The sequence below is a fragment of the Citricoccus sp. genome (genome assembly GCF_035445025.1).
Lineage (GTDB): Bacteria > Actinomycetota > Actinomycetes > Actinomycetales > Micrococcaceae > Citricoccus.
The window spans coordinates 28,622-55,607 of the sequence record NZ_DAOMPX010000021.1 but is presented as its reverse complement, the minus strand read 5'-3'; the positions used below and the strand labels follow the sequence as shown (position 1 = coordinate 55,607).

The window sequence follows — 26,986 nt, the reverse complement described above, 5'->3', positions numbered from 1 at the left end:
ACCCCGGGCCCATGTCGCCGCCGCGGCCCGCCGGGGTGATGCCCTCGCCGTGAACTCCTGCGGCCGGTCGTGGGGCAGGGGACGATTCGGTGCGGTTCCTGATCCCGGCCTTAGGAGGCACGTCGTGGTTGCCGTGGCCCGCGCAGGAGCATTTCCAGCGGCCCGGCGCTGAACCGCCGGGTCCAGAGCCAGGCGAAGAGGATTGACCCGATGCACAGCACCACGGTGGTGAAGATCCCGGTGGCCAGGGAGCCCGGGCCGGGGCGGACAAACGCGGCCAGGGCGAGCAGGTGTCCGACGTAGATGGTCAGTGACAGCCGCCCCGTGGCGGCCAGTACGGGAAGGCTGCCAGATGCCAGGCGACCGGCCAGCAGGCACAGCCCGAGCACGAACAGTGCGGCACCGGAGCTGGCGATGAGCCACAGGGGCATGTGGGAGTGGGCGGTCGCGGAGACGAGGCGGTCCCAGCCGACGGTCCGCTCCGGGGTGCCGAAGACCAGGATGAGGACTTGTGAGAGTAGGTGCCCGCCGGCGGCGCACACCGCACCCCACAGCACCAACCGGCGCTGGAGTACCGCACTTCGCAGGTCGAGCCGTCCGAGCAGCATCCCGGCCAGGAAGGGCGCCGCCCAGACCACCGCGGGATAGGCCCCCGTGAACAGGATGCCGCTGAGGATCTCTCCGGGCGGGTCCAGCAGCGTCGGTTCCGTGCGCCGGGACACGGGAGCCCACGTGGTTCGGGCGGCCACCCAGGCCAGGGGGCCCACGAGTACGAACGTCCCGGTCAGTGCGCCCAGCACCCAGGTTGGCGCCCTGAGTAGGGGCAGACAGGCGATGAACAGCAGCCCGTAGAGGGGCAGGATCACGCTGGCCTCATGGTCCGGGATCTGCAGCGCCAGGCCGCCCAGGAGCAGTAACACCGCCCGCCACAGGACCATCCGCCACGGTACGGGCGTTCCACCGGTCCCGCGGACGGAGCGGGTCATCAGGGAGATCCCCACCCCGGCCAGGAGCATGAACAGCAGGGAAGCTCGCCCCAGGGGCAGGTCGTACAGTGCCCCGAGGAACCCCTCGGCGCCCCGGGGGCCGACGTTCACCGCGATCATCCCGATGATCGCCACTGCCCGCGCCACGTCCAGGCCCACGACACGGCCGTGGGGCCCAGAGCCACCACCGCCGATTCGACCGGGGGCCGGCAGGTCACCGCCCGGGGAGGCGGAGGACGAAGGTGCGGTTCCCACGACGCTCATTCCGACCCTGTGGGAGCCTCGGCGCCGGGGGCATCCGCGATGGAGACGTCGGCCTCTCTGCGGGGGTCCTTCGCGCCGGTGATCTGCCCGGTGTCGTAGTCGATCGCCAGGGCCTGCACGGACCCGAAGATCGCTTGTTCCCGTTCGGTGCGCTGCAGCTCCCAGTCCCGTGCCCGGATCAGCTCGGCCAGTTCGGTCGAGGGTTCCTGTTCCACCGCCAGCACCCCGTCCTGTAGGTGGAACCGGGGTGCGTCCACCGCCTCCTGGAGCGATGCGCCCTGTAACCCCCAGGCCACCAGCACGCCGGTGAGGATGTTGGGGATCTGATGCCCGCCGGGACTGCCCAGGGCCAACACCGGCCGGCCCTGGCCATCGAGCACCATGGTCGGGGCGGACCAGCTGACGGACTTACGTCCCGGTCCGGGTTGGTTGGCGTCCGAGGCCTCGGTGTCGAACCGGGAGAGCTGGTTGTTCAGGAAGAACCCACCTACGTATGCCGACGCGCTGCCGCCCCAGAAGCTGGTCAGGGTGTTGGTCATGGACACCGTGAACCCGTCCGCGTCCACCACGCTCAGGTGCGTGGTGTTCCCCGCCGTCACGGGCCCGGCGGTGGCCCGCACGCCGGCCGCCGACACGGCCGCATCTTCCGTTCCGGCGGTTCCGTCCAGAGGGTCGATGCTGGCCCCGCCGGCCAGGAGGGACACCTTCTCGGCGATCTGCGCGTTCGCGACCGGGTCGGTGAGGCGGTCGAGCGGGACCTCCACGACGTCGGGGTCGCCAAAGAAGTGCGTCACCGAGCCCTCGGCGGCGATCCACGCCGCGGAGAGCCGGTCCACGTACCCGGCGGTCCCGGGGGTGTGGTCCTGAATGTCCAGGGCCTGGGTGAGTTGCAGTTGCTGGATCAGGGCCGCGCCCGGCAGTGGCGGTGCGGCCGAGAGCACCTGGTAGTCCCCGAAGGGCCCACTGACCGGGGCCATCTGCTCGGGTGCATAGGCGGCCAGCGAGACCGCGTCCAGGCCCTCCACCGTGGTCAGGTCCTGGGCCAGGGTCCCGGTGTAGAACGCCTCGGGCCCGCCCTGGGCCAGCGTGGTCATGGTCCGGGCCAGGTCCTGCTGGATTAGCGTCTGGCCAGCGGCCAGCGGTTCCCCGGAGGCGTCATGGAAGTGCCCCAGCCCCTCCAGGGATGCCGGACCGAAGTCGGCGCGCATCCGCTGGTCTAAGAACTCCGAGACCGGGAACCCCGTCTCCGCCAGTTCGATGGCCGGGTCGAGCACCTCGGCCCAGTCCAGAGCGCCGTGCGCGGCGTGGATCTCGGCCAGTCCGGCCACGAAGCCGGGGATGCCGGTGCCGGAGGCTGGGATCCGGCCGTCCTGGGCCACGACCTCGCGGTAGTCGTAGGCGATCGGAGTCTGTCCGGGCCCGGCCAGGATCGCCGAGCCTCCGCCGCCGATACCGGAGGCATAGGGCTCGACGACGGCGACGGCGAAGGCCGTGGCCACGGCCGCATCAGCAGCATTGCCTCCTGCGGCCAGAATCTGCATCCCGGCCTCGACGGCCGCCGGGTGCGCGGCAGCCACGGCGTATTGCCCGAGCTCCACGGCCGGGCCCGGTTCGATGCTCGGCCGCACGGCAGGCGTCTTGAGGGATTCGTGACCGGTCGATGGCGGCGCCGCGGTAGAGGTCGGCGCCGCGCTTGGTGTCGGCGCGGGGGCACTACAGGAGGTCAGTAGCAGTGCTGCGGCCAAACCGGGAATGGCCCAGCGGGCGAAGCGTGTCATGAATTCCTTCTCGCTAGCTCATCCGAAGTATCCGTTCGTTCCCGGCCCGCGTGGCTTCGTACGTCCCCGCCGCGGTCCCGCCCAGACCCGGCCGGTCTGCGACAAACCGAGTCGACGGGGGTGGGAATGGTCCCCGGGCGTGCCGGCGCGACCACGGTCCAGACCCCCAGCGGGGCCCCGGTCAGGGTCGCGGGTGCTGAGCCCGGGGGCCACCCCCGGCGGGGCAGCCGATTCACTCCAGGGCACCGGTGTCCTGGGCCAGGGTGGTGGCGGCATGGGTGATCGCCTCGGTCATCAGGGCCAAGGCCTCGCGGTCGATGTTGTCCAGGTCGTCACCGGGCTGGTGGTAGTTCGGATCGCGTGGTGCCTCGGCCCGGCCGCCGAAGTCGGTGGCCTCGGCCTCGGTCTTGGTTTCCTTGCTGCCGGTGAACAATCCGCCCACCGGCACCCCGGCCTCCACGAATGCCACCTGATCGGAGGCGAAGTTCCATGAGGTCGGCACCCAGGGCTGGCCCTGTGCGGAGAAGTAGTCGGTGAACACCTCCATGACCTGCTCCGAGCCGTCCGGCACCGGGGGCCCGGAACCGTACTCCCACTCCTCATCGGGCTCACGGGCGTCGTAGACCCCGACGACATGGTTGGGTGAGGCGACCATGTCGACGTTCAGGTACGCGGCGATGGAGCCGAGTTCACCGTCCTCTGTCAGTTCCTCGACGTAATGAGTGGATCCGGGATAGCCGCGGATCTCCTCGGCGCCCCACCAGGCGAAGCGCACCTTGTTGGTCACGCTGTCCTGCTGGGCCAGCCGTTGGGCGGTCTCGAGCAGGGCCGCGGTACCGGAGGCGTTGTCATTGATCGCCGGGCTGCCGGGGACCCCGTCCAGGTGCGCGCCGAGCATGATGACGTTGTCCTCGTCACCGCCGGTGGTCTCGGCGATGATGCTGAAGGACTCGTACTCCTGGTCCCAGGTCTCCACGGTGAAGTACTGCCGGGTCGTCTCGTACCCGGCGCGGGCCAGTTCCCGTTCCACGTACTGGGCCGCGGCCTCGTACCCGGGGCTGCCGGCGGCCCGGTCCCCGTGCTCGTCGGCGAGCACCTGGAACTGTTCCAGGTGCTCATAGGCGGTGGGGATGTGTGACTGCCAGGCCACGGCCGCGGCGGCACCGGCGGCGAGAGTGAGCCGGCCCAGGGCCTTCAGGTCACCCAGTGCTTTCCAGGGCCCGTTCAGCGTCATTTAGTCCTTCTCATCGATGCGGTTGATTTGAGGATAGAGGTGCAGACCCCACCGGGCCTGCGCCTCCGCGGAGAGCTGTCCCTGTCCTAACGGGCAACCGGATCCGTTCCGGAGCCCCGCGTGATGTCTCGGGAGACACTGTCGGGTGTCGTGTTGTCTGTCCCGCCGGGGTAGGTCCCGGGGGCCCCGTCGGTCACCATGGTCCGGGTGCCCTTCACGGCGCGGCCCACGACTGTCTCGAGGGGGCCCTTGTCGTGGTGGCGGGTCCAGAACCAGGCGGCGACGGCGGCGACGCCCAGGTGCAGGGCAAACCACAGTTCCGGGTCGTCGTAGTGGACCTCGGGGGCCAGGGCGATCAGGTGGGCGGTGTACAGGGTCAGGGTCATGGCGCCCATGGCCGCCAACGGGGCCAGCCACCGCCCGGCCCGGGCCCCCAGCAACAGGAACACGCCCAGCACCAGCAGGCCGATGCCCAGGCTGGAGGCGATGGCCAGCGGGGCGTTGGTGTGTCCGGTGGCGATGGTCAGCCACCACCCGGAGGTGTCCGGCAGCTCGCCGGTGCTGTAGGTCAGGGCCTCGTCCAGTTCCTCCGGGGACAGGCCGTCGCTGGCTAGCAGTGCCTGGTAGCCGCCGGCGACGCGCAGCAACACGGTCGAGAGCAGTTGGGCGCTCAGGGCCAGGAGCGCACCGGTGCCGGCGATGATCGCCTGGGTGCGGGTACTCCGTAGGTCCAGTCGGCCTAGGCCCAGCCCGACCAGGAGGTAGGTCATGTAGGGCAGGGCCGGGTACACCCCGGTGAGCAGCAGTTCGGCGGCGGTGCCGGCCGGTTCGGTGAAGAGGGTCACCAGGGTGTGGTTGGAGGCCGAAGTGGACGGCAGCACCGGTTCTAGTTTCTGCATCAGCACCGGCGCGACGATCCCGAAGACGGCCGCGGTGCCGAACAGTACCCTGGGCGACAGGTGCAGGAAGGGGATGGTCAGCAGGAAGAACACCGCGTAGTAGACCAGGATGCTGTAGGCCGGCGGGTCCTCGGGCGAGATGGCCGCCACGACCAGGCCGATGAATCCGATTAGCGCGGCGCGCACGGCCAGTCCGGCCCGGTCCCCGCGCATCCGTCGGCCCTGGTGCGGGGTGGACCCGCCGGTGGACAGGGCCAGCCCGACCCCGGCCAGCAACGCGAACAGCGCCGCCGAGTTGCCGTTGACGATGGAGAACACCAGGGTCGGTGCGTGGGTCACCTCATTGGTCTCGGGAAGGATGTGGACGGCCATCAGCCCGATCAGGGCCAGCCCGCGGGCCGCGTCGATGCCGACCAGTCGCTTCCGCTGTTTGTTCTTCGTTGTCGTTGCCGCGGGGGGATCCACGGCGGTCCCTGGCGGGACCTGTTCCGAGTTCATCGCTCGTCCTTGTCTGATTGTCCATGTTCTGGTGCCCAGCGGCGCCGCGTCCTGCGGTGCCGCCTCCCCCGGCTCGGCGGTGCACACCCGCGGGCCAAGGTATTTCCAGCTTTGGGGCTGGACATGGAGGAACCTGTGCGGGAGTCTCACGGTTTGATGACATTCCCTGGCGGTCGGTGGCTTCAGGACCCGGCGCGCAGAGGAGTCCTTCGGCCCCTGCTGGACCACCCCAGTCGCACCTGGACGGCGGGCCTGGGCTGAGGGCCGTGGTGGCGAGCGGCGCCGACCGGGTGCACCGGGGCCGCGGTGGCTGGCCGGAAGATCTGAGGGCGGTCGACGGCCGGCAGTGTGCCGGTCAGTCACAATGACTGCAGGAAGACCGTGGTGTTCAGGCGGGGTGTTCGCCGGTGCCGCGGCGGCGCCGGGTGTGAAGGAGTGCTGATGTCAGTTGGTCGAGCTGGTCGGGTCCTGGTGGTCGAGGATGAGCCCACGTTGGTGCGGATGATCGAGAGGTACCTGGACAAGGCCGGGCTGGAGGTGGCGGTGTGTCAGGACGGGGTCGAGGCGGTGCAGGCGGTGCGGGACTTCGCCCCGGATGTGCTGGTGCTGGATCTGGGCCTGCCGGGACTGGACGGTCTGGAGGTATGTCGGCAGGTGCGCGCGTTCTCGACCTGCCACGTGCTGATGCTCACCGCACGCGATGATGAGATGGACAAGGTCGTGGGCCTGTCGGTGGGGGCCGATGACTATATGACCAAGCCGTTCAGCGCCCGGGAACTGGTGGCCCGCGTGCAGGCTCGGTTGCGCCGCCTGCATCACCTGGACCCGGCCCCCGCACCGCCCGCGTCCTCGGACACCGCCGTGGTGCAGGTCGGGGCCCTGGTGGTGGACCGTCCCGGGCGTCGGGTCTGCGTGGATGGGGAGCCGGTGGAGGTGACGCGGATCGAGTTCGACCTGCTGCTGGCCCTGTTGGAGCATCCCGGGCAGGTCCTTTCTCGCCGGCAACTGGTGCAGCTGATCTGGAACACCCAGTGGGTCGGGGAAGAGCACGTCGTGGACGTGCACGTGGCCCGGTTGCGCAAGAAGCTTCGGGACCGGGCCGGCGCGCCCCGGTTCATCCACACGGTCCGGGGGATCGGCTACCGAATGGGAGAGTATCGATGAGCATCACCGTCCCGAGACCGGTGGGGTCCTGGCAGCCGTTGACGATGCGGCTGATGCTGGCTCAGACCTTAGTGCTGGTCGTGGGACTGGCGTTGGTGCTGTGGGCGGTCGTGGGGCTGGGCCCGAAGTTGTTCCACGACTTGCTGGTGGCCAACCATCACGCCCACGAGGCCGAGATGGTCGGCCAGAGGCACATGCAGGAAGCCTTCCGGGTGGCCGGCCTGAGCGGGTTGGTTCTCGGCGGGCTGCCGGCCCTGGGCATCGCCGTGGTGCTCAGCCTCTACCTGTACCGCACGATCGGCCGGTCCCTGACCGGGTTTTCCACCGCGGCCCATCAAGTGGCCGCAGGGGACTACCGGGTGCACCTGGTGCCGCCGCGGTTGGGCCCGGAGTTCGATGCCCTGGCCTCCTCGTTCAACGACATGGCCGCCCGGCTGGAGGCGGTGGACACCACCCGACGACAGATGCTCGCCGACCTGGCCCACGAGATGCGCACCCCGTTGTCCAGCATCAAGGTCCACATCGAGGGCGTCGAGGACGGAGTGGTGGACTTCGATCAGGAGACCACCACCGTGCTGTACTCCCAGATCAGCCGGCTCGAGCGCCTGGCCGAGGACATCCGCCAGCTGACCCAGGCCGAGGAAGGACTGACTCGCCTGCACCTGGCAGCCCAGCACCCGGCCACGGTCATCGCTGAGGCCCTCGCCGCCATCCAGCAGGAGGCCACCGCCCGGGACATCACCCTGGTCACGACCACCTCCGGCCCCGCTCCCGGGCCGGTGTCCATGGACCGCGGGCGGATCGGCCAGGTGCTGGCCAACCTGCTAGCCAATGCCCTGCGCCACACCCCGGCCGGGGGCACGATCACGGTGCACACCCACTACACCCCCCAGGCGGTGACGATCGCCGTGACCGACACCGGGGAAGGCATCACCGCCGAGAACCTGCCCCACGTCTTCAACCGGTTCTACCGGGCCCGCACCGGCCGGGAGGCTGGCCCCGGTTCCGGGTTGGGCCTGGCGATCAGCCGAGCCCTGGCCCAGGCCCACGGCGGCACCCTGCGCGCCCGCAGCCCCGGCCCGGGCCACGGGGCGACCTTCGAACTGCACCTGCCGCGCACCTGAGCGCCCCGAGCCCAGCGGTCCGGTTCTACCCGACCGGCAACTGCCGCTCAGGACGTGGGCTGCTGGCCGGCGCTGGTCCGCCGCGGCGCCCGCGGACCAGTGACCGTGGCGCGGTAGCTGTGCGGGTCCGCCCCGGTGGCGTCGCCGCTCAGGTGCTCGGCATGGGACAACGCTTCGGCCAGCAACCGGTGCACATGCGCATCGGTAGCCGAGTAGTACGCGAAGGTCCCCTCGCGCCGGTTCTCCACCAGCCCGGCCAGGCGCAACTTGGACAGGTGCTGGCTCACCACCGTCGGGGCCGCCCCCACGAGTTCGGCCAGCACGTTCACACTGCATTCGCCCTGGAACAACGCCCACAGGATCTTTACCCGCGTCGGATCGGCCAGCATCCGGAAGGTCTCGGCCGCGATGCGGGCATGCTGATCATCCGGAGAGGCGTGTATGGGCGCTTCATGCACGCCCCCAGCCTATCGGGCATGCTGATGCCTACGCAGTTGCGCAGTCGCGCCACCAACCCTCCGGGGTGAGGCCGGCACCAGAGAGTTAAAGCCCCTCAGCGCTGTGGGGTTGCCACGTCCACGGCGTGCCGGCCCACCCCGCATCACCCACGGCGCCGGACCTCGAAAGGTTGTGTCAGGACAGGCTCACCGGCCCGATCGGGCGTACCGGGTCGGACCCGGACGGCCTCGCGGCGCTCAGCGGGCGCGGCGGGCCTCCAGGCCCGCGAGGCTTCCGATGCGGGGCCACAGGATGAACGCTGCGACCGTGGCTACCGCCGCGATGCCGGCCAACACGGCCGCCGCGGCCGCCAACCCGGAGGCGCCCAACCAGCCGGCCAGCGGGTAGGTGATCAGCCAGCAGGCATGGGACAGGGAGAACTGGGCAGCGAAGGCCGCCGGATGATCGTGGGCGGCGACCTGGTCGCGGATGATGCCCCCCACCGGGGTTTCCACTGAGGCCCACCCCCAGCCGATGAGCACCCAGAGGGCGTCGACCCCCACGGCCCCGGTCAGTCCCGGGGAGACCAGAGCCAGGGGGATGAGCGCCGTGGCGGCCGTCAGGAGCACCGCACCGGTCAGCATGACCCGGCGGTGGGGGGCGCGCCGCAGAATCCAGGGAAGCAGGGAGGCCGCGGCCATCGACCCCGCGCCATTGAAGGCCAGGAACAGAGCCACCATGTCATCGCCGAACCCAAAGCCCGACTTCACGATCACCACGGTCTGCACCAGGACGAAAGCCCCGGCGCAGGCCACCACGAGATTCAGCGCGAGAATGGGGCGCAGCGCCGGGATGCGGACGAAGAGCGTGGCACCGCGCCGGACGCGCACCAGGAACGGGGCCTCGTCCTCGCCGGGTCCGGTGATCCCGGTCAGTTTCGGCACCGCGACCGAGAGCACCAGCAACGCCGAGCCGGTGAAGCCCACCGCGGTCCACAGGAACAGTGCCTCGCTGGGCATCACCAACAGCAGCAACCCGGCCAGGACGGGGGACAGGACCGCCTCGAGGTCGTAGGCCAAGCGGGACAGGGATAGCCCGGCGGTGTAGTCATCTCGGTCCACCAACACCTGCGGGATGACCGACTGGAAGGTCGGGGTGAACGTCGCCGAGGCCGACTGCAACACGAACACCAGCAGGTACACCTGCCACACCTCCGTGATGAACGGCAGGGCCACCACGGCCGCGATGCGCACAACGTCGGCCGTGACCATCACCGCCTTGCGCGGCAACCCCTGAGTGAGGGCCGAGGCGAAGGGCGCCACCAGGACGTACGCCACCATCTTCACGGCGAAGATCGTGCCCAGGAGCTGGCCGGCACTACCACCGGCCAGGTCGTAAGCGAGCAGCCCCAGGGCGACGGTGAGCAGGCCGGTCCCGGCCAGGGACGCGACCTGGGCCAGGTACAGGCGAAGGTACGCGGGGTGGGACAGGGCGCGGAGCATGGGGCGGTCCGTTCAGGTCAGCGGGCTGGTGGTGGTGTCTTGGAGGCGGCCACGTCGACACACGGTGACTTTCACGACTAACTGCAGGGTTGCGTATCTGCAGTTACATGCAGATAGTAGCGCGAACCGAGGGATTTCCGCGTGACCGCATACCGGAGGGGAGTCTCCGGGATGGTCTACCTGGTGCGGGATGGGCGATGAGCGTCGAATGCTTCTCGGTCCTGCACCCGACCCTGACCGTGGTGGCTGGGGTCGACCGCATGACGTGGATGATCCGCCTGGTCGTCGCTGTCGGAAAACACCGCGCCGGCAGGCCGTCCCCCTCTCCGGAAGAAAAGAAGGGGGAGCGATCATCACAGCCGCTCCCGTGCATGTCGACCCGTAGGCGAGCGAGTCAGCGTACTGACCATGTCGTCCTGGTGGCCCGCGACCGGCACCGACATGATCGCGCACCGGGGTGATCTTCACGAGATCTTCAAGGTCCGGCCCCTTCAGTCCGTCCCGGGCGGCATCCTACGGTGGATGGTGTGGCGGGCCGGTGGCGGACGGTGCGTCGTTGCGGTTGAACCGACGAAGGAGGACGTCATGACTCATCACGTGAGCACCATGCTGGAGACCTACCCGAAGGAGGTCGGGAACATCGACCGGCAGAAGCTGGCCGAGTGCATCCAGGCCTGTTTCGAATGCGCCCAGACCTGTACCGCCTGCGCGGATGCCTGCCTGGCCGAGGACATGGTCGCCGAGCTGCGGCAGTGCATCCGGCTCAATCTGGACTGCGCGGACATCTGTGCAGCCACCGGGGCGGTGCTGTCCCGGCAGACCGGCACCAACGTCGAGACCACCCGGGCCCTGCTCGAGGCCTGCCGGGCCGCCTGCAAGGCATGCGGGGACGAATGCGAGAGCCACGCCGGGATGCACGAGCACTGCAAGGTGTGTGCCCAGGCATGCCGGCGGTGCGAACAGGCCTGCGCCGAGCTGCTCGCCGCCCTGGGCTGAACCCGGGCATCACAGGGAGGGGGACCCGTCCAGCGGACGGGTCCCCCTCCCTGTGATGCTGTGGCCACCCCGCTCAGGAAGCAGGCAGCTCCTGGAGCATCTGCTCCATCTGAGTGATCTCGAATTCCTGGTCCTTGATGACCTGTTCGGCCAGGGCCACGGCCTGGGGGTTCTGGCCGTTGTCGACCTCGTCCTGGGCCATGTCCACGGCCCCCTTGTGGTGCTCGATCATCCCGTCCAGGAACAGCCGGGCGGCCTCGTCACCGGTGGCAGCCTCGAGCCGGTCCAAGTCTTCCTGGCTCATCATCCCGCTCATCCCGGACCCGGAGCCGTGGTCCATGCCGTTCATATTTCCCATGTCTCCCATGCCCATGGGTTCCTGACCCCAGGCGCTGAGCATGGCGTTCATGCGGTCGATCTCCGGCCCCTGGGCGGCCTTGATCTGCTCGGCCAGTTGACGAATCTGCGCGTCCTGGTCCTGCTGGGCCAGCATGATCTCGCTCATTTCAATCGCCTGCTGGTGGTGCGGGATCATCATCCGGGCGAACATGATGTCCGCATCGTTGTGCTCGGCAGAGATTTCCTCCGCTGAATCGGTCGCGGTACCGGTCGCCGTGGCGGACGCGGTCGGGGAATCGGTGACCGTGGCCTCCGACGTGGTGGCCGGCGCCGAGCTGGTGGCAGTGGTCTCGGAACCGGCGTTCTCGTCTTCGGTGCCGGTGGCGCAGCCGGCCAGGGCCAGGGCGGAGGCCAGGGCCAGGGCGGCCAGAGTGGTGGTCTTCTTCATGGTGTGTCCCTTTCTTCGTGGGGTTGGGGTCGGGAAACTCAGGGTCAGGAGGCGGGGGCTGCCGCGGGCTGCCCGGCCGGGCGCCGGTCCCCCGTGGAAGCCGGGGCCAGGCGGGCCGGAGCCAGGTCGATCCGGCGCAGCAGCTGGGCGTTGAGGGCCACGACGATGGTCGAGGCCGACATGAGGATCGCGCCGACCGCGGGGGAGAGGACGAACCCGATCGGGGCCAACACGCCGGCGGCCAGCGGCACGGAGATCACGTTGTAGCCGGCGGCCCACACCAGGTTCTGGATCATCTTGGCGTAGCTGGCGTGGGAGAGTTCGATCATCGACAGCACCGCGCGGGGGTCGTTGCCGGCCAGCACGACGCCGGCCGATTCCATGGCCACGTCGGTGCCGGCGCCGATGGCGATGCCGACCTCGGCGCGGGCCAGGGCCGGGGCGTCGTTCACGCCGTCCCCGACCATGGCCACGGACAGGCCCCGAGACTGCAGCTGACTGACCTTGGTGTCCTTGTCCTGGGGCAGGACCTCGGCGAAGACCTCGTCGATGCCCAGATCCCGCGCCACGGCCTCGGCGACCTGGCGGGCATCGCCGGTGATCATCGCGACCTTGACCTCCCGGGCGTGCAAGGCGGCCACGGCGGCCCGGGACTCGGGGCGGACCCGGTCCTCCACGGCGATCGCGCCGATGACGGTACGGTCCCGGACCACGTGCAGCACCCCGGCCCCCCGATCCGCCCAGGACCGGATGTCACCGGCCAAGGCCTCGGGGGTGTCCAGGACAAGCTCGCGCAACATGTTCGGCCCGCCGACCAAGACCTCGGCCCCGGCCACGGTGGCCTTGACCCCGCGGCCGGTGGCCGCGGTGAACCCGGTCCCGCGCAGACCCAGCCCGACCGCTTCGGGGTTACCGGTGGCGGCGGAGACGATGGCCCGGGCCACCGGGTGCTCGCTGTCGGCTTCGGCCGCGGCCGCATAGGCCAGCAGCTCGGCCTCGGTGGTGCCGGGCACCGTGGCGGTGCCGGTGACGGCGTGGGCGCCCTCGGTCAGGGTGCCGGTCTTGTCGAACAGGACCACGTCGATGGTGCGCATCCGCTCCAGGGCCATCCGGTCCTTGATCAGCAGACCAGCCTTGGCGGCCCGCTCGGTGGAAATCGCGATCACCAGCGGGATGGCCAGGCCCAGGGCGTGCGGGCAGGCGATGACCAGCACGGTGACGGTCCGGGTGACCGCGTCGGTGGGTTGGCCGATAACGGTCCACACGATCGCGGTGATGATCGCCGCACCCAGGGCGAACCAGAACAGCAGCGCCGCGGCCCGGTCCGCCAGGGCCTGGGCCCGGGAGGAGGACTCCTGGGCGTCAGCGACCATCCGCTGGATCCCGGCCAGGGCGGTGTCGGCGCCGATGGCCTCGATGCGGACCCGCACGGTGTTGTCGGTGGCCACGGTCCCGGCCACCACCCGGTCCCCGACGGTGCGGGCCACGGCCCGGGATTCGCCGGTGATCATCGACTCGTCAAACTCGGCCGTGCCCTGAATCAGGGTCCCATCGGCGGGCATGCGTCCCCCGGAGCGGACCAACACGGTGTCCCCGACCGCCAGCTCACCGATCGGCACCGTGACGGTGGTGCCCTCGGCGGTGAGCTTCTCGGCCTCCTCCGGCAGCAGCTCCGCCAGGGCGTCCAGGGCCGAGGACGCCGCTCCCAAGGCGCGCATCTCCATCCAGTGCCCCAGCAACATGATGACCACCAGCAGGGCCAGCTCCCACCAGAAGTCCAGCATCAGCTCCCCGACGCCCAGCGAGGTGACCCAGGAGGCGACGAACGCCACCGTGATGGCCATTGCGATCAGCAGCATCATCCCCGGCTGACGGGCCCGCAACTCGGTGAGCCCGCCCTTGAGGAACGGGGCGCCGCCGTAGAGGTAGATCACGGTGCCCAGCACCGGGGCGATCCACGCCGAGCCCGGGAACTGCGGGACGTGATAGCCCAGCAGCTGTCCGACCATGTGGCTGAAGAACACCACCGGGATCGAGAGCACCAGCGAGACCCAGAACCGGTTGCGGAACATCGCGGTGGAATGCCCGGCGTGCTTGCCGTGGTCATGGACCTGGTGATCCTCATCCAGGGCCGAGTGGGCATGACCCTGCGGCATCGCCTGCCCGTGGGTGTCGGCGTCCGCCGGGCGGTGGGCGTGGCCGGCGTGATTGGTGTGGGGGTCCGGGTCTGGACGCTCGGCGTTCTGGCCGGTGGGGTGATCGGGGTGGTGCGGGGTGCTCATGGTGTTCCTTCTACTCGGCGCCTGCTCACGACGAGGCGCCGACGTCGAGGGGATGGGTCAGTTGATGAGGACGCGGTAGCCGGCCGATTCGATAGCGGCCTGCACTGCGCCCGCGGAGGCGGGCCCGGTCACGGTGACGAGGGAGACCCCTCCGGTGACCAGGTCGACCCGGACGTCGTCTGCTCCGTCCAGGGCGCTCACCGCCTCGGCGACGGAACCCACGCAGTGCCCGCAGGTCATGCCCTCCACCTGGTAGATCGCGGCACCGGCTGTCGTCCCAACTGGATCGGGACTCTGGCGCCCGGAGAGGGCCGTGGCCTCGGCCGGTCCGGCCGGGGCCGGGGCGCAGCACGAGCAACCGGTCGTGGCCATCGGCAGCGGGGTGCGGGGGGAGTCGGTCATGACGGTCTCCTTCAGATCGTGGGGCGGTGCCGGAGGGCACCTCCACCCTCGGTATATACCCCCGGGGGGTATCATTCAAGGGGTGGGGGGCAGGGTTTCGCGGACGATGAACGGGCGCTTTGGTCACTGGGCAGATCGATGGTGAACGTTGCCCCGGTCCCCGGGCCGGCCGAGGTGGCGGTCAGCGTGCCGCCGTGGGCCTGGACCAGGGCCCGGGAGATGGCCAGACCGACCCCGGAGCCGCCGTGGTCCCGGTCGCGGGCGGTGTCCCCGCGGTAGAAGCGTTCGAAGATGTGCGGCAGGTGCTCGGGGGAGATGCCCTCCCCGGTATCGATGACCCGGAGCCTGATCCCGGACGGGCCCTGCCGGGCCTCGAGGCTGACCTGCCCGCCGGGCGGGGTGTGGCGCAGGGCGTTGGTCAGCAGGTTGCCCAGCACCTGGCCCATGCGCTGTCGGTCCACGTCCACGGCCAGGCCCGGATCGGCGTCCAGGCTCAGGACCACGCCCTTGGCGGTGTAGGCCTCGCGGTGGGCCTCGGCGGCGGCGTGCAGCAGCCCGGCCACCGGTTCGGTGGTGCGGTCCAGCTCGATCCGTCCCTCCTCGGCGCGGGAAACGTCGTTGATGTCCTCCACCAGCCGGGTCAGTCGGGCCAACTGATCACCCATCAGCTCCCCGGTGGGCTCGTCCCAGCGGGAGACCCCGTCTTGCAGGGCCTCGTGGTAGACGCTCAGCACCGAGACCGGGGTGCGTAGCTCGTGGGCCAGGTCCGAGAGCATCCGCCGGCGGGTGTCCTCGGTGCGCTGAAGCCGGGCGGCCATGGTGTTGAACGAACCGGCCAGGTCTTCCACTTCGGTGCCGGCGCCCATGGCCGGGACCCGGGTGTCGTACCGCCCGCCGGCCATGGCCTGGGCGGCGGCGCTCAGCCGGTCCAGAGGGTGGCGGATGCGTCGGGAGCACCAGGCGCTCACCAGTAGGGCACACACCAGGGCGGTGCTCAGGGCCACCGCCAGGACGATGAGGTTGGCCTCGCGGTAGGCCTGCTCGGCGTGAGTCAGCTCCGCTGAGCCCTCGCTGCGTCCGGCCATCACCAGGTGCTCGTGGAAGATCGGCGGGCCGGCGACCATCACCACGACCACTGCGGCCAGCAGGCTGACCGCCACCACCAGCAATTGTGCCAGTAAGAACCGGGCTGCCAGCCCCTGGTAGCGCCGCCGGCGGCTCACTGCTCCGCCATCCGGTAGCCGACCCCGCGCACGGTGTCGATATAGCGAGTCGGATCCGGATCGAGCTTGCGGCGCAGGTTGCCGATGTGCACGTCCACGAGTCGCTCATCGCCGACCCAGGCCGGGTCCCAGACAATATCGATCAACTGACGCCGGGAGAACGCCTGGTGTGGGCGCCCGGACAAGGCGGCCAGCAGGTCGAACTCCGTGCGCGTCAACCGCACCGCCTGCCCGTCCAGGCGGGCCTCGTGTGCGGCCCGGTCGATGACTAGGTCCCCGTAGGCCCGTTCGGGTTCGGCGGCCGCCACCGTGGTGCGCGGCCGACGCATGACCGCCCCCACCCGGGCGATCAGCTCGCGGACGCTAAAGGGTTTGGTGATGTAGTCATCGGCCCCCGCCTCGAGTCCAGCGAGCTTGTGGTGCTCATCGCCGCGGGCGGTGAGCATCAGCACGTAGCACTCGGAGAAGGCTCGCACCCGGCGGCACACCTCGATCCCGTCCAGCCCGGGCAAACCCAGGTCCAGGACCATCACGTCGGGCTCGTGAGTGCGGGCGGCCTGGACCGCATCGGGGCCGGTGTGGGTGAGGGCCACGGCATAGCCGGCCCGCTCCAGGTAGGTGGCCACCATGCGCGCCAACGGCTTCTCGTCATCGACCACCAACACCCGGCTGGCCGCCGGGCCAGTGCCAGAGTTCATGGCTCCAGTCTCACCCGCTCCCGCGCCCCGGCGGCCCAGACTGGCGCCGGGGCGGGGAATCTTCATCAAATCTTCAAGGCAAACCGCACCGGACCGGTGCGCCGCCGGCCGACAATGGTAGGTGGCCCGGCCTCCTGGCCCGGGGCGGAGAGGCTCCATGGCCCCCTGACCCGCAGAACTCTGCTCACCGGCGGCCTCGGGCTGCTCGGCTCCACCGCCCTGATCGGCTGCACTCCCCAGCCCCCAACCTCGACGGCGCCCAGCGCCGCCGGCACGGCGGGCACCGCCGCGGACGCCATCGAACCGAAGGCCCAGCAGCTGCTGAACACCCACGGCCTCCAGGCCACCACCGCCGAGAACGCCGTCACCGCCTTGGACCAGCTTCCCCAACCGCGTCCGCTGGCCCTGACCGGCTCCGTCGGCTACGACCAGGTGGTCTTCGCCGACGACACTGACCAAGTCACCGTCCCCCTCACCGGCGGACAGTTCTACCTCTCCGCGGCGCCCTACCGGACCCAGACACACGAGTGCTACTACCACAACCTTGGCGGCTGCCAGGGCGAGCTCACCGACACCCCCATCCACCTCACCGTGACCACCGAGACCGGCCAGATCCTCCTGAAGAGGACACCACCACCTACGCCAACGGATTCACCGGGGCCTGGATCCCCCGGGACCTCACCGGCACCGTCACCATCATCGCCGCCGACACCACCACCAGCACGGCCTTCAACTCCGGCCCCGATGGGCCCACCTGCCTCACCACCCTGCACCTGATCTGAACCACCTCACATCAGCGTCGGCCAGCACCCAAAGAACACCGCCGAGAGACTCCGAAAGCCACCGCGAACGTACAGACATTCGACAGTCACTAGATCCCCCGAGCGGTCCGGTGGGCACGCCCGTCCTGACTCGTCTGAGGCTTCGCACCTTGGAGGCCTGGGTGCCGAGTAGTTGCAACCGGAAGCAGTGGGGACAATCCACAGGCCCCAGGCAATGCGACTGAGCTGAAACCAACGGTGACTGACAGGGGATTGACAGTCTCCGGCGTCGAACCCGCCGTTGAATCCCGCAGCGCTTGGACCGATCCTGTCAACGCTCCCAGCCAACTAGTAAGGGCCCGTCGGCGGCATGAACGACTTCCGTGGCCTCGTCCAGTACCTGGTAGAACGAGTCCAGGGGGTCCATGAAGTGCCCCATGACCTGATGAAAGTCCTCGGCGTCCTGGTTCAGGACCACTGTGGTCTCACCGGGCGCGGCGGCCGCTGCGCCGGCGGGGATCCGCGCCGCCCCGTCGACATCGAACCCGATGCGGAACCCGATGGCGGGGTGCAGCTGAGAGCCGGTCCCGGTGTCCGCCAGGGTGGCCACGTTCGCCAAGTCAATGCTAAAGACCGGTCCCGCCGGACGGGCCGCGACACGGTTTCCGCCATCGCCGGTTCGCGGCAGGCGCCCCCGTCCGCCGGGCACAACACCAGCCTCACGGGCGGGTCACGAGAACCTCTCACGAGGGCTGGTCCGGGCCCGGAAGGCCGGCCGCGCTGAGATGCCTGTACCTCGTTACCCGGTCCTTGCTCCGGCCGGCGGGGGTGGGCACGCTGGGTGATGAGATGAAAGCCAGCGCTGAACGCCTTCGCTTTTCACCTTCGCCGGATGGTTCGAAAGAGCCCCTCACTGATGAAGGCCGCCGGACTCCAAACACCCTTTATCGGACAGCTCCCGGAATTTCGCTGTGTTGGCAGGGAAGAGTCGAGTTCATCAGGGCCCGGGCGCGGTAGGTGTTTCAGGCGTGGCGCACGGAGGCGGCCTCCTGGTCCCGCAGGGCGGTGGTCTCGAGTTGGATGGTGGCGTGGTCGAAGGAGACGGGGAAGTGCTCCTTGACGCAGGCGAGGACCTGTTCCAGGATCTGCGGGGCGTGTCCGGACTCGAAACACCGGTCGTCGACGACGACGTGGGCGGAAATGACCGGCAGACCGGTGCCGATCATCGAGGCGTGCAGGTCGTGCACGTCCTGCACGTGCTCCAGTGCCAGGAGGTGTTCGCGGACCTCGTCCAGGTCCACGCCCTTGGGGGTGAACTCCATCAGCACCCGCACCGTCTCGCGCAGCAGCGAGAATGCGCGCGGCACGATCAGGGCGGCGATGAACAGGGCGGCAATGGTGTCCGCCTGCTGGAAGCCGGTGGTGTTAATGACGATGGCCGCGACGATCACGCCCACAGACCCCAGGGCGTCGTTGAGGACCTCCAGAAAGGCCGCGCGCATGTTGAAGTTCGCCCCCCGGTTGGAGGCCAGCACCGCGATGGCCGCGACGTTGGCGATCAGCCCGATGACCCCGAAGACCAGCAACTCGGTGCCGGGCACCTGCGCGGGTTCGAACAACCGGCGGATCCCTTCGACGGCGGCGTAGGTACCGACCACCAGCAACAGCGCCGCCTGCCCCAGGGCGGCGATGACCTCGATCCGGGCAAAGCCCCAGGTGCGGGCGCTGCTGGGCGGGCGCAACATCATGGTTGCGGCGATGAGCGCCACGAGCAATCCCGAAGCGTCGCTCACGGCGTGGGCGGTGTCGGTCAGCAGGGCCAGGCTGCCGGTGACCACGCTGCCGACCGCCTGGGCCAGCACGATGACCGCGGTGAGGCCGAAGGCGATCAGCAGCCGGGTGCGCATCCCTCGATCGGTTTGCTGCGGCACCTGACCGTGACTGTGGCTGTGCTGGTGTCCGGCGCCCATCAACCCTCCTCGGTGATCAGTGCGTCATGGTCATGGTGGTCCCGCAGGGACAGCGACACCCCGGAGGTCCCCAGCAGCGCGTCCGCGGTCTGCATCAGATCGGTCAGCCGGGTCGGGTCGGCCAGACTGAACCACGAGGAACGGCCCTCGGCGCGCACCGTGATCAGCCCGCAGTCCCGCAGGCACGCTAGGTGCTTGCTGACCGTGGACTGTGCTAGATGCATGTGGTCCACCAGGTCCCGGACCCGGTGCTCACCGGTGGCCAGGTGTTCCAGCAGCACCAGCCGGGTCGGTTCGGCCAGCGCATGGAACAGTGCCGCGTAGGCGCCGCGGTCCTCGAACCCCGAGGGCTCGTCCCGGATCGGGTATATCGTCATGGAGCGATGATAGCAACCTCTGACGATTTGGAAAGGGCGAGGGCGAGACGGTCGACGCCCCCCGTTATGACCGAAGCCGGGGGGCTCGAGGGCCGGGGCGCTCAGGTTGGTGAGCGTGAGCTTCAGCACCAGCACCGCGGCGGGCGGAGGCGGGCCCGCCACTGCTCGCTGCGTCAAACTCCACGGTTCCGTCGGGCCGGGGCCCCTAGGGTTCGACATTCTCGCAGGTCAGCGCTGCACTCGACCGCGGTGATGGTCGGTGCCTGCGGGCCAGCAAGATCAGGTGTTGATGCACGGAACAGTCCACGGTGGTGACTGGGCATGGCTGGTGCCGGGGTGTGCGACCAGCGGTCTTCCGGAGCGGGCGGTCGGGAGACAATGGAGTCATGTACGCGCCGATCGACCTCCAGACTCCTCTCGTCACCCAATGGGTCGGCACGCTCGTGGCCATCGTGGGGCTGGCGGTACTCACCCACGGGTTGTGGCGCCGCAAGCGTTACCGGGCCCACTTGGACGACGAGGATGCTCGCTTCGCCGGGCCGGACCGGACGAAGGATGCCGTCCGCGAGGTGTTCGCGGGGGCAGGGGCCCTCGTCATCGGCCTGGGCGCTCTCGCCTATGCCATCTACGGAGACATCACCTCGCAGAACAACATCCAGGAGAACGTCGCCAAGAAATACGGGGTTGAAGCGGTGGAGGACAAGGGGTGGCGCGGCAATGCGCTGCGCGCCGACGTCACCATGCCAGATGGCACCGTCCACCGGGACGTTCAGATCATCTTCGAGGATTCCGGCGAACCACAGATCAGCCGCGACCTGAGCGGCCCCGCCACCGACGGCACCGAGTAGACCGCATCCTGGCGTCCGCGGTGGCTCCCGGGCGACCGGTGGCCAGGCCGCGGCCGCAGCATGATCCCGCCTCCACGTCAGCCTGCAGCCCACCGCGGCTGCCACCGGCGGACATATCCCATTTCCGGTCGCGTCGAAGGCCGGTCGTCCTACGCCATCGCCAGCGCTCTCACCGGGGCGGTGCCCTGGGCGGGACGTGCAGGGACAGTAGGTGCGGTCCTCGGTGGCGGCCGGTCCGGCGGTCAGGCCTCCGCGGTCTTCCAGCGGCGGGCGGACACGAACGAATAAGCGCCCAACACCACGTAGAGCAAGAGCAGGGCGAAGGTGATCGCGCTGGTGAGCACGGCCGTGGGACGCTCCGCGGTGCCGGCGATCAGTGCACCCAGCTGCAGGACGTTCATCGAGGTGCCCAGGAGGCCCAGCACGGCCACGGCCAGGGCAACGTGGATGCCGATCTTCTGGCTTTTCAGCCCGATGAGGCCCGCGACCAGGATCACCGCCCCCAGGAAGGCCGGGATCAGCGCCGTCCAACTGGCGAACGCCGTGGCGATATAGGCGATGGCACCGACGGCGATAAGCAGGGCGCCGAATCCAATGGTGATACGAGGCATATCGCTCCTTAGGCAGATGGGGACCCGCACGTGTTCTAATGCGCTGGAGTAGAACTCTCTTCTACGCAGTGTAGTAGAGATGGCGTCCCGGCCTGTGGCCGCTAGACCTGCCGAGGTCTGCCATTCCCACCGCAGGCCCCCTCGGCATCGAGCAGGTCCGAGACGCTCCTGGCGCGTCGGGACGGCACGTTGCCGGCGGTCGGACAGGTCTCGGTGCAGTCCAGCGAGTACGGCACGTGGCCAACCCGTCGGGCATCTCTTGGACCAGGCCCGCATCCGCACAATCCGTGCAGGCCGGGGGCGTCGGGAGCGGCCCTGGATGCACTCGGCCGGTTTCGCCCGGTTGATGTTGCCCAGCTGCTTCGGGTAGGTGCCCAGCATGATGCTTACAGGATGGGTCGCGATGTGCTCCTTCGTCGATCCGCTGGATAGATGCACACGCCCGCCCGGCCATCGACCGTAGACCACCCCTGCGGCGCGGACGAAGGGGTGAACCTTGAAGGTTTCGTGAAGATCGCCACCCGCCACGACCACCGGTCGCGGTGGCTCCGGTGATGAAAACCCGGCCATCCCTGTGTTTCCGGGCCGCGGCCGGGCCGGGGAGGCGGCGCGGCGCCCGGTGTCACCGAATTGCGGATAGGTAACGGCCGTGTATCGTTGCGTAACGTTCTGGTCACGGCGACCGCTGTCAAGGGATGGCCCCCGTGGGGGTGGCACCTCCCTGAAGCCTCGTACCGAGTCGAGGGCGTCGTATCTGTCACCGTCTGCTGAGGGAATCCATGTCCTACCCCACCCGCCGTGCTCGCCTCGAGGCCGAGAAGCAGGCCCGCCGTTCTCACCGCCGCCGCTCCCTCACGATGGGCGTGGTCGGCCTGACCACCGTCGTGGGAACCACGATGGCGGGCATGGGCCCGGCTACCGCCAATGAGGGCGCCTACTCCGCGCCCAGTGGCCCCACCGCCAACACCTGGAGTTGGGAGGCCGACTCCACTCAGTCTGCTAGCGGGTCCTCCCGTGCGTCTGTCGCCAGCACCCCGTTCCCCGCGACCAGCACCGGATCGGTTGCTGAGATCCAGCGGGCCTCCTACACCACCGCCTCCACCACCGCTTCCAGCGGCACCGGTTGGGGTTCGGCCGTGCAGTGGGCTACCGCCAAGGCCGCCGACCCGGGCGTGCGCTATGTCTGGGGCGGCAACGGCCCGACCGGGTACGACTGCTCCGGCTTCACCCAGAACGCCTTCGCCCAGGCCGGCAAGAAGTTGCCGCGCAACTCCAAGGCCCAGTACGTGGCCGCCCGCCAGTACGTCTCCGTGAACAATCTGCGGGTCGGGGACCTGGTGTTCTGGTCCAACAACGGCTCGGCCTCGGGCATCTACCACGTGGCCATGTACATCGGCAACGGCAAGATCGCCCATGCCCGCAACCCGCAGATGGGTGTGGCCGTCACCGACGTGGACTACAGCCCCTGGAACATGATGGGCACCGCCGCCCGCTACTAAGGGTGCCACCCGCAGCCGCTCCACAAGCGGCTCCCGCCCTGGCGCTAGTCTGCGAGGCCCCCTGGACCAGGGCCCACGCTCGTGCTCAGCAGGTCGCGCATGGCGTGTCATCGCGAGTGCGCGGCCGGGCTGTCCATGACCGAGCTCTCCGGTACCCGTCCGTGCCCTGACGGAGAGTGGGGTGAGCGAGGTTGCTGCGGCTGTACACCTGGACCAGGGCCCGAATCAACGGCGCCAATAACGACCGCACCCAGAGCTGGAGGTTGACCTGCCTCCGCCTGGCCGCTCCCGGACATCGCAGCCTAGGATCCTTCTCTGAAGCAGAGGAGGATCCCTAGGTGCGAAGGATGATGAGCAGGGCGGCAGCTCCACCGGTGCCCTCGAACGTCATCGAGGTCGGGGGCGGGGATTCGATGGCGTGGCCGACGTTTTTCCAGGACAGGGAGTCCTGGGAGGGGCCGAGCGCGAACCAGGCGGCGATGGCTACCGCGATCACCACGGCAGCCCCGGTGATCTACCTGCCTCAGCGGGCCGTGAACGACGGCTGATCGCTTTGGGCCTGCCCATATCGGTTCGCTAGGCTGTCACCCGGCGCGTGGCCCGCCGGCATCTGGGGTGGGGAATCCATATCGCTCCATGATTTCCGCTGACGCCGACCGCCGTCCCCTCCGATAACCGGGCCCTTCCGGCCCCGAACCCACCGCCTCCCGTGCTTCCTTCCGGGGCCCGAGGCGTGAAAGCGGCTGAATGCCCGTGAACACTACTTCCCCCCGGCCGCTCGGGACAGGGCCAGCTCACCGAAGCCCGGAGACCCCGCGGGAGGAGCCGGTCACGGTGCTGAGGACGCCGAGGAGTTCCCTGCTCGCACGAGGGACCGGGCTCGTGGATTCAGTACTGCCCGTCGGCCCGTTCCCGGCCTCCTCGTGGCCGGGGAACAATCCCACGTTGACCTCACATCCCGAATCCGGATCCGAGGAGCCGCCGCCTGCCCGCCCCCGTGCACACCGGGCCCGGACCGGCGCAGGACCTGGTTGGCCTGCCCTGGGCCCGTGGTTGGCTCGCCCTCTGCCTGCGGTCCCGCGGACTGCTGAAGAACGTACTGTCCCTTGACTGAGACCCTCACGGACCGGCCGGCCAAGCGCGGGCGCCTCGACTACCGCTTCCTGATCTCGCCCCAGTGGCTCGGTGGGCTGGTCTTCTGCGCCCTCGTCGCCCTCGCCTGCGCCCTGCTGGGCCAGTGGCAGATGGACCGTCGCATGGAGACCGTCGCCGAGATCAACAAGGTGCTCTCTAACTACGACGAGCCGGTCGTGCCGCTGGCCGGCAACGCCGGGCTGTTCACGGACGTGCGACCGGAGCAGGAGTGGACCCCGGTCGAGATGCGCGGGGAGTACCTCGAGGCGGACACCCGGATCGTGCGCAACCGGCCGCTGGCCGGCAAGCCCGGTTACGAGGTGCTCGTGCCCTTCCACGCGGACACCGGGGACGTGATCGTGGTCAACCGCGGTTGGTTGCCCATCGGAGACACCACCCCCGGCCGTCCCGATGTCGTCCCGGCGCCGCCCGCGGGCGAAGTTTCGGTGGTGGTGCGGGTCAAGCCCGGCGAGCCCGACCTGGGCCGGGACGCCCCGGAGGGCCAGCTCGCCTCGATCGACCTGGCCGCGTTCGCCGACAGCGTCGGCTACCCGGTAGCGGACACCGCGTACGGCCAGCTGGCGGAGGAGTTCCCCGCCCCGGCCGTGGCGCTGCAGCAGCCGCCGAAGCCACCGCTGGACGAGGGCCCGCACCTGTCCTATTCGCTGCAGTGGTTCACGTTCGGGCTGATGAGCTTCATCGTGTGGGGTTACCTGGCCCGGCAGCGCGCGGTCAACGACCGCGACGACCGGGAACTGGGGCTGACCGAGGACGACGGCTACCTCTCGGCCCACCGGGCCCCGCGTGCCCGCCCCGTGAAGCGCCGCGGCGGGCGGCCCACGGACGAGGAGGTCGAGGACGCGATGCTCGACGCGGTCGATTCGCGGCACTAGGGATCCGGCGGCACATCGACTGGTAGCGGCACCACATCCTGGCCATGCTCGCCCACACGACGCGGTCCGCCAGCCGGTCGAGAATGGGGCGCACGCCGCGGCGATGGCCGCGGCGATGAAGGCCCGGTGGTCGAACGGCACCGCACCTTCACCAGGCCATGGTGCGGCATGGCCGGTCGATGTGGCGCTGGTGATCAGCTGCCGCGCCGCCGTTACCGGCTGCGCCGTTCGCACGTGGTGACGCGCATGGGGCAGACCCGTCCTGGTCCTAGATCGTCACCATCACCATGTCGTCGTCCACGGTGGCGGTGAACTCGGTCAGCGGTTTCTGGGCCGGGCCGCCGTAGGGCACTCCCGTTGCCACGTCGAAGTGCGACCCGTGGCAGGGGCAGGCGAAGGTTGGTCGGCCCCGGTTCTGGCCCGGGGCCACCGTGCACCCCTGGTGGGTGCACACGGCGGAGAAGGCACGCACCGTGTCCTGGGATTCGCGGTGCAGCAGCAGGGTGCGGCCGTCGATGGCCACGGACGCCTGGCCACCGAGCGGAAGGTCCCCGGCGGCCAAGACCGGGGTGGGGGAGCCGCCGGGGTGCTGGGAGGGTGCGCTGGCCTCGGCCTGGAGGTCCTCCGTGCAGCCCGTCAGTCCCACCGTGGTGGCCACTCCCACCGCACCGATGACCGCGCCGCGCCCCAGGAAGGCTCTGCGGGAGGTGCCGCACCCACCACAGGCCGTCTCACCGTCGCGGTGATCCGCGGCGGTGGGAATGCTGGCGGTGGGGGTGTGGGCGGTGGGATCGATCGCGGCAGTCATCCGTTCATTATCCGCCGTTCGTCTGGGGTCCATGGATGTCCGTGTCTACGGATGCCCGTGACATGGTTCAGGCGCGTGGGCTTCAGGCCGTGGCCGCGCCGCCTCCGCCCGGGTCAATGCTGGTGCTCGTGGACGTAGTCTCGGCTCAGACCGTGTCGGCGCGCTGGGAGGTGGGGGACATGCCGAGGATGTCCACCCTGGAGGCCGCGTTCTGTCGCAGCACGCCGTGGGGTCTTCTGGCCCGGCGGCTGGTTCTCTGGGCGACTCAGGGTGCGCCTCTGGCCGGGGGCGTGCTCGAGGTCGGTGCAGGCAGCGGAGCGATGGCCGAAGCGATCCTTGCGGCCTGCCCCCGGCTGCGGCTCACGATGACCGATATCGACCCGGCGATGGTCCGGGCCGGGCAACGGCGCCTCGCCCGGTTGCCCGTTGAGGTAGGCCAGGCCGATGCCACCGCCCTGCCCTTCGCCGAGGAGTCCTTCGACATGGTGCTGAGCTTTCTCATGCTCCACCACGTGGTCCACTGGGAACAGGCGGTAGTTGAGGCGGCCCGGGTTCTACGGCCGGGCGGGGTCTTCGTGGGCTACGACCTTGTCGCCTCGCGCACCACCGCCTGGCTGCATGTGGCCGACCGCTCGGCGCACCGGTTCATCGAACCGGCAGCGTTCGAACCGGTCCTGCATCACGCCGGCCTCGACCCGATCCGCCTCCAGGTTTCCTTCGGCGGTCGGGTCTTGCGCTTCATCGCCCACAAACCCGACACCGTCCAGACCGATCCGGGCAGTGACAAGGGAGAACACTGAGCAGGGCGGGGGTGGACCGAGGGGCCCTGACGCCACCAGCGCCGGCGGTGCCACATCCATGTCGCCCGGCCTGTCACCCGGGCCTCGATGCGAGTGTCGTGGTGAGGATTCTCCCCCAGTCTTCTACGGGCTGTAGAATTCCGGGGACGTCCTGCCCCGATGGAGAGGTACCGGAAGTACGCCATGTCCTGCGCCCAGCATTCCCGTGAGCCCGAGCCCCCGACTCCTGGCCTCCCCGGCCGGTCGGGTCGGCCGGGACGACGCAGGGTGTTGGCCGGCCTGGCCGGGGTGCTGTCCGTGCCGTTGTTGGCGGCGTGCGGGGCGGAGGATCCGCTGGCCGCGCAGGCTGGCAATGCCGATGGCAAGAACTACATCGCCGGTGACGGGTCCGTCTTGGAGGTCGCCCCGGACCAGCGCGGTGCACCGGTGCAGTTCAGCTCGACCCTGTTCTCCGGCAAGCCGATCGGCACCGAGGACTTGGCCGGGGATCCGGCGGTGCTGAACTTTTGGTACGCCGCCTGCGCCCCGTGCCGGGTGGAGGCCCCGGATCTGCAGGCCCTGCACCAGCGGTTCGAACCCGAGGGCGTCCAGTTCCTGGGCATCAACGTCCGGGACACGATCGCCACCGCGCAGGCCTTCGAACGCAATTTCGGCATCACCTACCCCTCGGTGGAGGACCGGGGCGGGGAGGTGCTGCTGGCGATGACCGACTACGTGCCGCCGCAGGCCGTGCCCACCACGATCGTGTTGGACCGTCAGGGCCGGGTCTCGGCCCGGATTTTGGGGATCGCCGAGCCCTCCACGCTGCGCACCCTGATCACCACCGTGCTGGACGAGCAGGCCTGAGCGTCCCATGCCCGTCTGGACCATGGCCCTGACCACCACCCGGACTGCGGGGGACGGCCCCCGCGCTGGGACCGACCCTGCCGGTTCGAGGCTGCGGGCGTCTGCCTGTTCCCCGGTGGCCGCCACGGCCTGGGACCCCCGGGCGGCGCAGGTGCCGGCGCGGT

The 26,986-nt window shown here is 69.8% G+C and carries 25 protein-coding genes and 1 pseudogene; 9 read left to right on the top strand and 17 right to left on the bottom strand.

Annotated elements, in window-relative coordinates:
- Positions 1 to 110: 110 nt before the first annotated feature.
- From PLJ28_RS08785 to PLJ28_RS08770, 4 genes are all read right to left on the bottom strand, one after another.
- A complete protein-coding gene (locus tag PLJ28_RS08785) occupies positions 111 to 1,133 on the bottom strand; it encodes a DUF418 domain-containing protein (RefSeq protein WP_324590039.1) in 1,023 nt (340 codons plus the stop codon).
- 113 nt (positions 1,134 to 1,246) lie between these two features.
- Entirely contained in the window at positions 1,247 to 2,878 is a 1,632-nt protein-coding gene (locus PLJ28_RS08780) for a gamma-glutamyltransferase (protein ID WP_298042959.1), read from the bottom strand.
- A gap of 382 nt (positions 2,879 to 3,260) precedes the next feature.
- Positions 3,261 to 4,262, bottom strand: a complete 1,002-nt coding sequence (locus PLJ28_RS08775) for a M20/M25/M40 family metallo-hydrolase (RefSeq protein ID WP_298042962.1) — start codon at positions 4,260 to 4,262, stop codon at positions 3,261 to 3,263.
- Between the two features lie 86 nt (positions 4,263 to 4,348).
- Positions 4,349 to 5,659, bottom strand: a complete 1,311-nt coding sequence (locus PLJ28_RS08770; RefSeq protein WP_298042965.1) for a heparan-alpha-glucosaminide N-acetyltransferase domain-containing protein — start codon at positions 5,657 to 5,659, stop codon at positions 4,349 to 4,351.
- A gap of 441 nt (positions 5,660 to 6,100) precedes the next feature.
- Here PLJ28_RS08770 and PLJ28_RS08765 point away from each other — a divergent pair, with 441 nt between their 5' ends.
- Positions 6,101 to 6,823 (top strand): response regulator, encoded by a 723-nt coding sequence (locus PLJ28_RS08765; RefSeq protein ID WP_298042968.1) that lies wholly within the window; start codon positions 6,101 to 6,103, stop codon positions 6,821 to 6,823.
- Positions 6,820 to 7,947, top strand: a complete 1,128-nt coding sequence (locus PLJ28_RS08760) for a sensor histidine kinase (RefSeq protein WP_298042971.1) — start codon at positions 6,820 to 6,822, stop codon at positions 7,945 to 7,947. The genes PLJ28_RS08765 and PLJ28_RS08760 overlap by 4 nt, the downstream gene beginning before the upstream one ends.
- Before the next feature lie 47 nt (positions 7,948 to 7,994).
- On the opposite strand, the gene PLJ28_RS08755 is transcribed toward PLJ28_RS08760, so the two are convergent.
- On the bottom strand, positions 7,995 to 8,405 hold the full coding sequence (locus PLJ28_RS08755; protein WP_298042974.1) for an ArsR/SmtB family transcription factor: 411 nt from the start codon (positions 8,403 to 8,405) through the stop codon (positions 7,995 to 7,997).
- 237 nt (positions 8,406 to 8,642) lie between these two features.
- Positions 8,643 to 9,887 carry an MFS transporter gene (locus PLJ28_RS08750; RefSeq protein WP_298042976.1) on the bottom strand — a complete coding sequence of 415 codons (1,245 nt, stop codon included), beginning with the start codon at positions 9,885 to 9,887 and terminating at the stop codon, positions 8,643 to 8,645.
- A gap of 585 nt (positions 9,888 to 10,472) precedes the next feature.
- Between PLJ28_RS08750 and PLJ28_RS08745 the strand changes: the two genes are divergently transcribed.
- On the top strand, positions 10,473 to 10,883 hold the full coding sequence (locus tag PLJ28_RS08745) for a four-helix bundle copper-binding protein (protein WP_298042979.1): 411 nt from the start codon (positions 10,473 to 10,475) through the stop codon (positions 10,881 to 10,883).
- A gap of 73 nt (positions 10,884 to 10,956) precedes the next feature.
- Here PLJ28_RS08745 and PLJ28_RS08740 read toward each other — a convergent pair whose 3' ends face one another.
- The 5 genes from PLJ28_RS08740 to PLJ28_RS08720 form a co-directional block, all read right to left on the bottom strand.
- The gene (locus PLJ28_RS08740; protein ID WP_298042981.1) at positions 10,957 to 11,670 is read right to left on the bottom strand and encodes a DUF305 domain-containing protein; all 714 of its coding nucleotides are present in this window, start codon (positions 11,668 to 11,670) and stop codon (positions 10,957 to 10,959) included.
- A gap of 44 nt (positions 11,671 to 11,714) precedes the next feature.
- Complete coding sequence (locus tag PLJ28_RS08735; protein WP_298042984.1) at positions 11,715 to 13,952, bottom strand: heavy metal translocating P-type ATPase; 2,238 nt, start codon at positions 13,950 to 13,952, stop codon at positions 11,715 to 11,717.
- A gap of 57 nt (positions 13,953 to 14,009) precedes the next feature.
- Positions 14,010 to 14,354: a heavy-metal-associated domain-containing protein gene (locus PLJ28_RS08730; RefSeq protein ID WP_298042987.1), complete on the bottom strand. Its 345-nt coding sequence runs from the start codon at positions 14,352 to 14,354 to the stop codon at positions 14,010 to 14,012.
- Between the two features lie 71 nt (positions 14,355 to 14,425).
- Positions 14,426 to 15,577 (bottom strand): HAMP domain-containing sensor histidine kinase, encoded by a 1,152-nt coding sequence (locus tag PLJ28_RS08725; protein WP_298042990.1) that lies wholly within the window; start codon positions 15,575 to 15,577, stop codon positions 14,426 to 14,428.
- Entirely contained in the window at positions 15,574 to 16,275 is a 702-nt protein-coding gene (locus PLJ28_RS08720; protein ID WP_298042993.1) for a response regulator, read from the bottom strand. Before PLJ28_RS08720 ends, PLJ28_RS08725 begins: the two co-directional genes overlap by 4 nt.
- A 114-nt stretch (positions 16,276 to 16,389) precedes the next feature.
- Here PLJ28_RS08720 and PLJ28_RS08715 point away from each other — a divergent pair.
- A pseudogene (locus tag PLJ28_RS08715) lies at positions 16,390 to 17,057 on the top strand (CueP family metal-binding protein).
- A gap of 310 nt (positions 17,058 to 17,367) precedes the next feature.
- On the opposite strand, the gene PLJ28_RS08710 reads toward PLJ28_RS08715, so the two are convergent.
- From PLJ28_RS08710 to PLJ28_RS08700, 3 genes are all read right to left on the bottom strand, one after another.
- Positions 17,368 to 17,646 (bottom strand): hypothetical protein, encoded by a 279-nt coding sequence (locus PLJ28_RS08710; RefSeq protein WP_298042999.1) that lies wholly within the window; start codon positions 17,644 to 17,646, stop codon positions 17,368 to 17,370.
- Between the two features lie 412 nt (positions 17,647 to 18,058).
- Positions 18,059 to 19,006, bottom strand: a complete 948-nt coding sequence (locus tag PLJ28_RS08705) for a cation diffusion facilitator family transporter (protein WP_502877082.1) — start codon at positions 19,004 to 19,006, stop codon at positions 18,059 to 18,061.
- Positions 19,006 to 19,383, bottom strand: coding sequence for an ArsR/SmtB family transcription factor (locus tag PLJ28_RS08700; RefSeq protein WP_298043005.1), 378 nt, complete (start codon positions 19,381 to 19,383; stop codon positions 19,006 to 19,008). Before PLJ28_RS08700 ends, PLJ28_RS08705 begins: the two co-directional genes overlap by 1 nt.
- 386 nt (positions 19,384 to 19,769) lie before the next feature.
- On the opposite strand from PLJ28_RS08700, the gene PLJ28_RS08695 reads away from it, so the two are divergent.
- Positions 19,770 to 20,231, top strand: a complete 462-nt coding sequence (locus tag PLJ28_RS08695) for a hypothetical protein (RefSeq protein WP_298043007.1) — start codon at positions 19,770 to 19,772, stop codon at positions 20,229 to 20,231.
- Positions 20,232 to 20,473: 242 nt separating this feature from the next.
- Here the strand turns inward: PLJ28_RS08695 and PLJ28_RS08690 are convergent, their stop codons facing one another.
- Complete coding sequence (locus tag PLJ28_RS08690) at positions 20,474 to 20,842, bottom strand: hypothetical protein (RefSeq protein ID WP_298043010.1); 369 nt, start codon at positions 20,840 to 20,842, stop codon at positions 20,474 to 20,476.
- A 779-nt stretch (positions 20,843 to 21,621) separates the two neighbouring features.
- On the opposite strand from PLJ28_RS08690, the gene PLJ28_RS08685 reads away from it, so the two are divergent.
- Complete coding sequence (locus tag PLJ28_RS08685; protein ID WP_298043013.1) at positions 21,622 to 22,341, top strand: C40 family peptidase; 720 nt, start codon at positions 21,622 to 21,624, stop codon at positions 22,339 to 22,341.
- Positions 22,342 to 22,675: 334 nt separating this feature from the next.
- Here the strand turns inward: PLJ28_RS08685 and PLJ28_RS08680 are convergent, their stop codons facing one another.
- Entirely contained in the window at positions 22,676 to 22,840 is a 165-nt protein-coding gene (locus PLJ28_RS08680; protein WP_298043015.1) for a hypothetical protein, read from the bottom strand.
- Positions 22,841 to 23,447: 607 nt separating this feature from the next.
- On the opposite strand from PLJ28_RS08680, the gene PLJ28_RS08675 reads away from it, so the two are divergent.
- Positions 23,448 to 24,368, top strand: coding sequence for an SURF1 family cytochrome oxidase biogenesis protein (locus tag PLJ28_RS08675; protein ID WP_298043018.1), 921 nt, complete (start codon positions 23,448 to 23,450; stop codon positions 24,366 to 24,368).
- Positions 24,369 to 24,636: 268 nt separating this feature from the next.
- Here PLJ28_RS08675 and PLJ28_RS08670 read toward each other — a convergent pair whose 3' ends face one another.
- The gene (locus PLJ28_RS08670; RefSeq protein ID WP_298043021.1) at positions 24,637 to 25,176 is read right to left on the bottom strand and encodes a QcrA and Rieske domain-containing protein; all 540 of its coding nucleotides are present in this window, start codon (positions 25,174 to 25,176) and stop codon (positions 24,637 to 24,639) included.
- A 188-nt stretch (positions 25,177 to 25,364) separates the two neighbouring features.
- Between PLJ28_RS08670 and PLJ28_RS08665 the strand changes: the two genes are divergently transcribed.
- Positions 25,365 to 25,976, top strand: a complete 612-nt coding sequence (locus tag PLJ28_RS08665; protein WP_298043024.1) for a class I SAM-dependent methyltransferase — start codon at positions 25,365 to 25,367, stop codon at positions 25,974 to 25,976.
- A 267-nt stretch (positions 25,977 to 26,243) separates the two neighbouring features.
- Positions 26,244 to 26,822: a TlpA family protein disulfide reductase gene (locus PLJ28_RS08660; protein ID WP_298043027.1), complete on the top strand. Its 579-nt coding sequence runs from the start codon at positions 26,244 to 26,246 to the stop codon at positions 26,820 to 26,822.
- Positions 26,823 to 26,986: the final 164 nt, after the last annotated feature.

Coding starts and splice junctions, on each gene's coding strand:
- PLJ28_RS08775 (WP_298042962.1), bottom strand. CDS start 4,262: ATGACGCTGAACGGGCCCTGGAAAGCACTGGGTGACCTGAAGGCCCTG.
- PLJ28_RS08770 (WP_298042965.1), bottom strand. CDS start 5,659: ATGAACTCGGAACAGGTCCCGCCAGGGACCGCCGTGGATCCCCCCGCG.
- PLJ28_RS08765 (WP_298042968.1), top strand. CDS start 6,101: ATGTCAGTTGGTCGAGCTGGTCGGGTCCTGGTGGTCGAGGATGAGCCC.
- PLJ28_RS08760 (WP_298042971.1), top strand. CDS start 6,820: ATGAGCATCACCGTCCCGAGACCGGTGGGGTCCTGGCAGCCGTTGACG.
- PLJ28_RS08750 (WP_298042976.1), bottom strand. CDS start 9,887: ATGCTCCGCGCCCTGTCCCACCCCGCGTACCTTCGCCTGTACCTGGCC.
- PLJ28_RS08745 (WP_298042979.1), top strand. CDS start 10,473: ATGACTCATCACGTGAGCACCATGCTGGAGACCTACCCGAAGGAGGTC.
- PLJ28_RS08740 (WP_298042981.1), bottom strand. CDS start 11,670: ATGAAGAAGACCACCACTCTGGCCGCCCTGGCCCTGGCCTCCGCCCTG.
- PLJ28_RS08735 (WP_298042984.1), bottom strand. CDS start 13,952: ATGAGCACCCCGCACCACCCCGATCACCCCACCGGCCAGAACGCCGAG.
- PLJ28_RS08730 (WP_298042987.1), bottom strand. CDS start 14,354: ATGACCGACTCCCCCCGCACCCCGCTGCCGATGGCCACGACCGGTTGC.
- PLJ28_RS08720 (WP_298042993.1), bottom strand. CDS start 16,275: ATGAACTCTGGCACTGGCCCGGCGGCCAGCCGGGTGTTGGTGGTCGAT.
- PLJ28_RS08705 (WP_502877082.1), bottom strand. CDS start 19,006: ATGGGCGCCGGACACCAGCACAGCCACAGTCACGGTCAGGTGCCGCAG.
- PLJ28_RS08700 (WP_298043005.1), bottom strand. CDS start 19,383: ATGACGATATACCCGATCCGGGACGAGCCCTCGGGGTTCGAGGACCGC.
- PLJ28_RS08695 (WP_298043007.1), top strand. CDS start 19,770: ATGTACGCGCCGATCGACCTCCAGACTCCTCTCGTCACCCAATGGGTC.
- PLJ28_RS08690 (WP_298043010.1), bottom strand. CDS start 20,842: ATGCCTCGTATCACCATTGGATTCGGCGCCCTGCTTATCGCCGTCGGT.
- PLJ28_RS08685 (WP_298043013.1), top strand. CDS start 21,622: ATGTCCTACCCCACCCGCCGTGCTCGCCTCGAGGCCGAGAAGCAGGCC.
- PLJ28_RS08670 (WP_298043021.1), bottom strand. CDS start 25,176: ATGACTGCCGCGATCGATCCCACCGCCCACACCCCCACCGCCAGCATT.
- PLJ28_RS08665 (WP_298043024.1), top strand. CDS start 25,365: ATGTCCACCCTGGAGGCCGCGTTCTGTCGCAGCACGCCGTGGGGTCTT.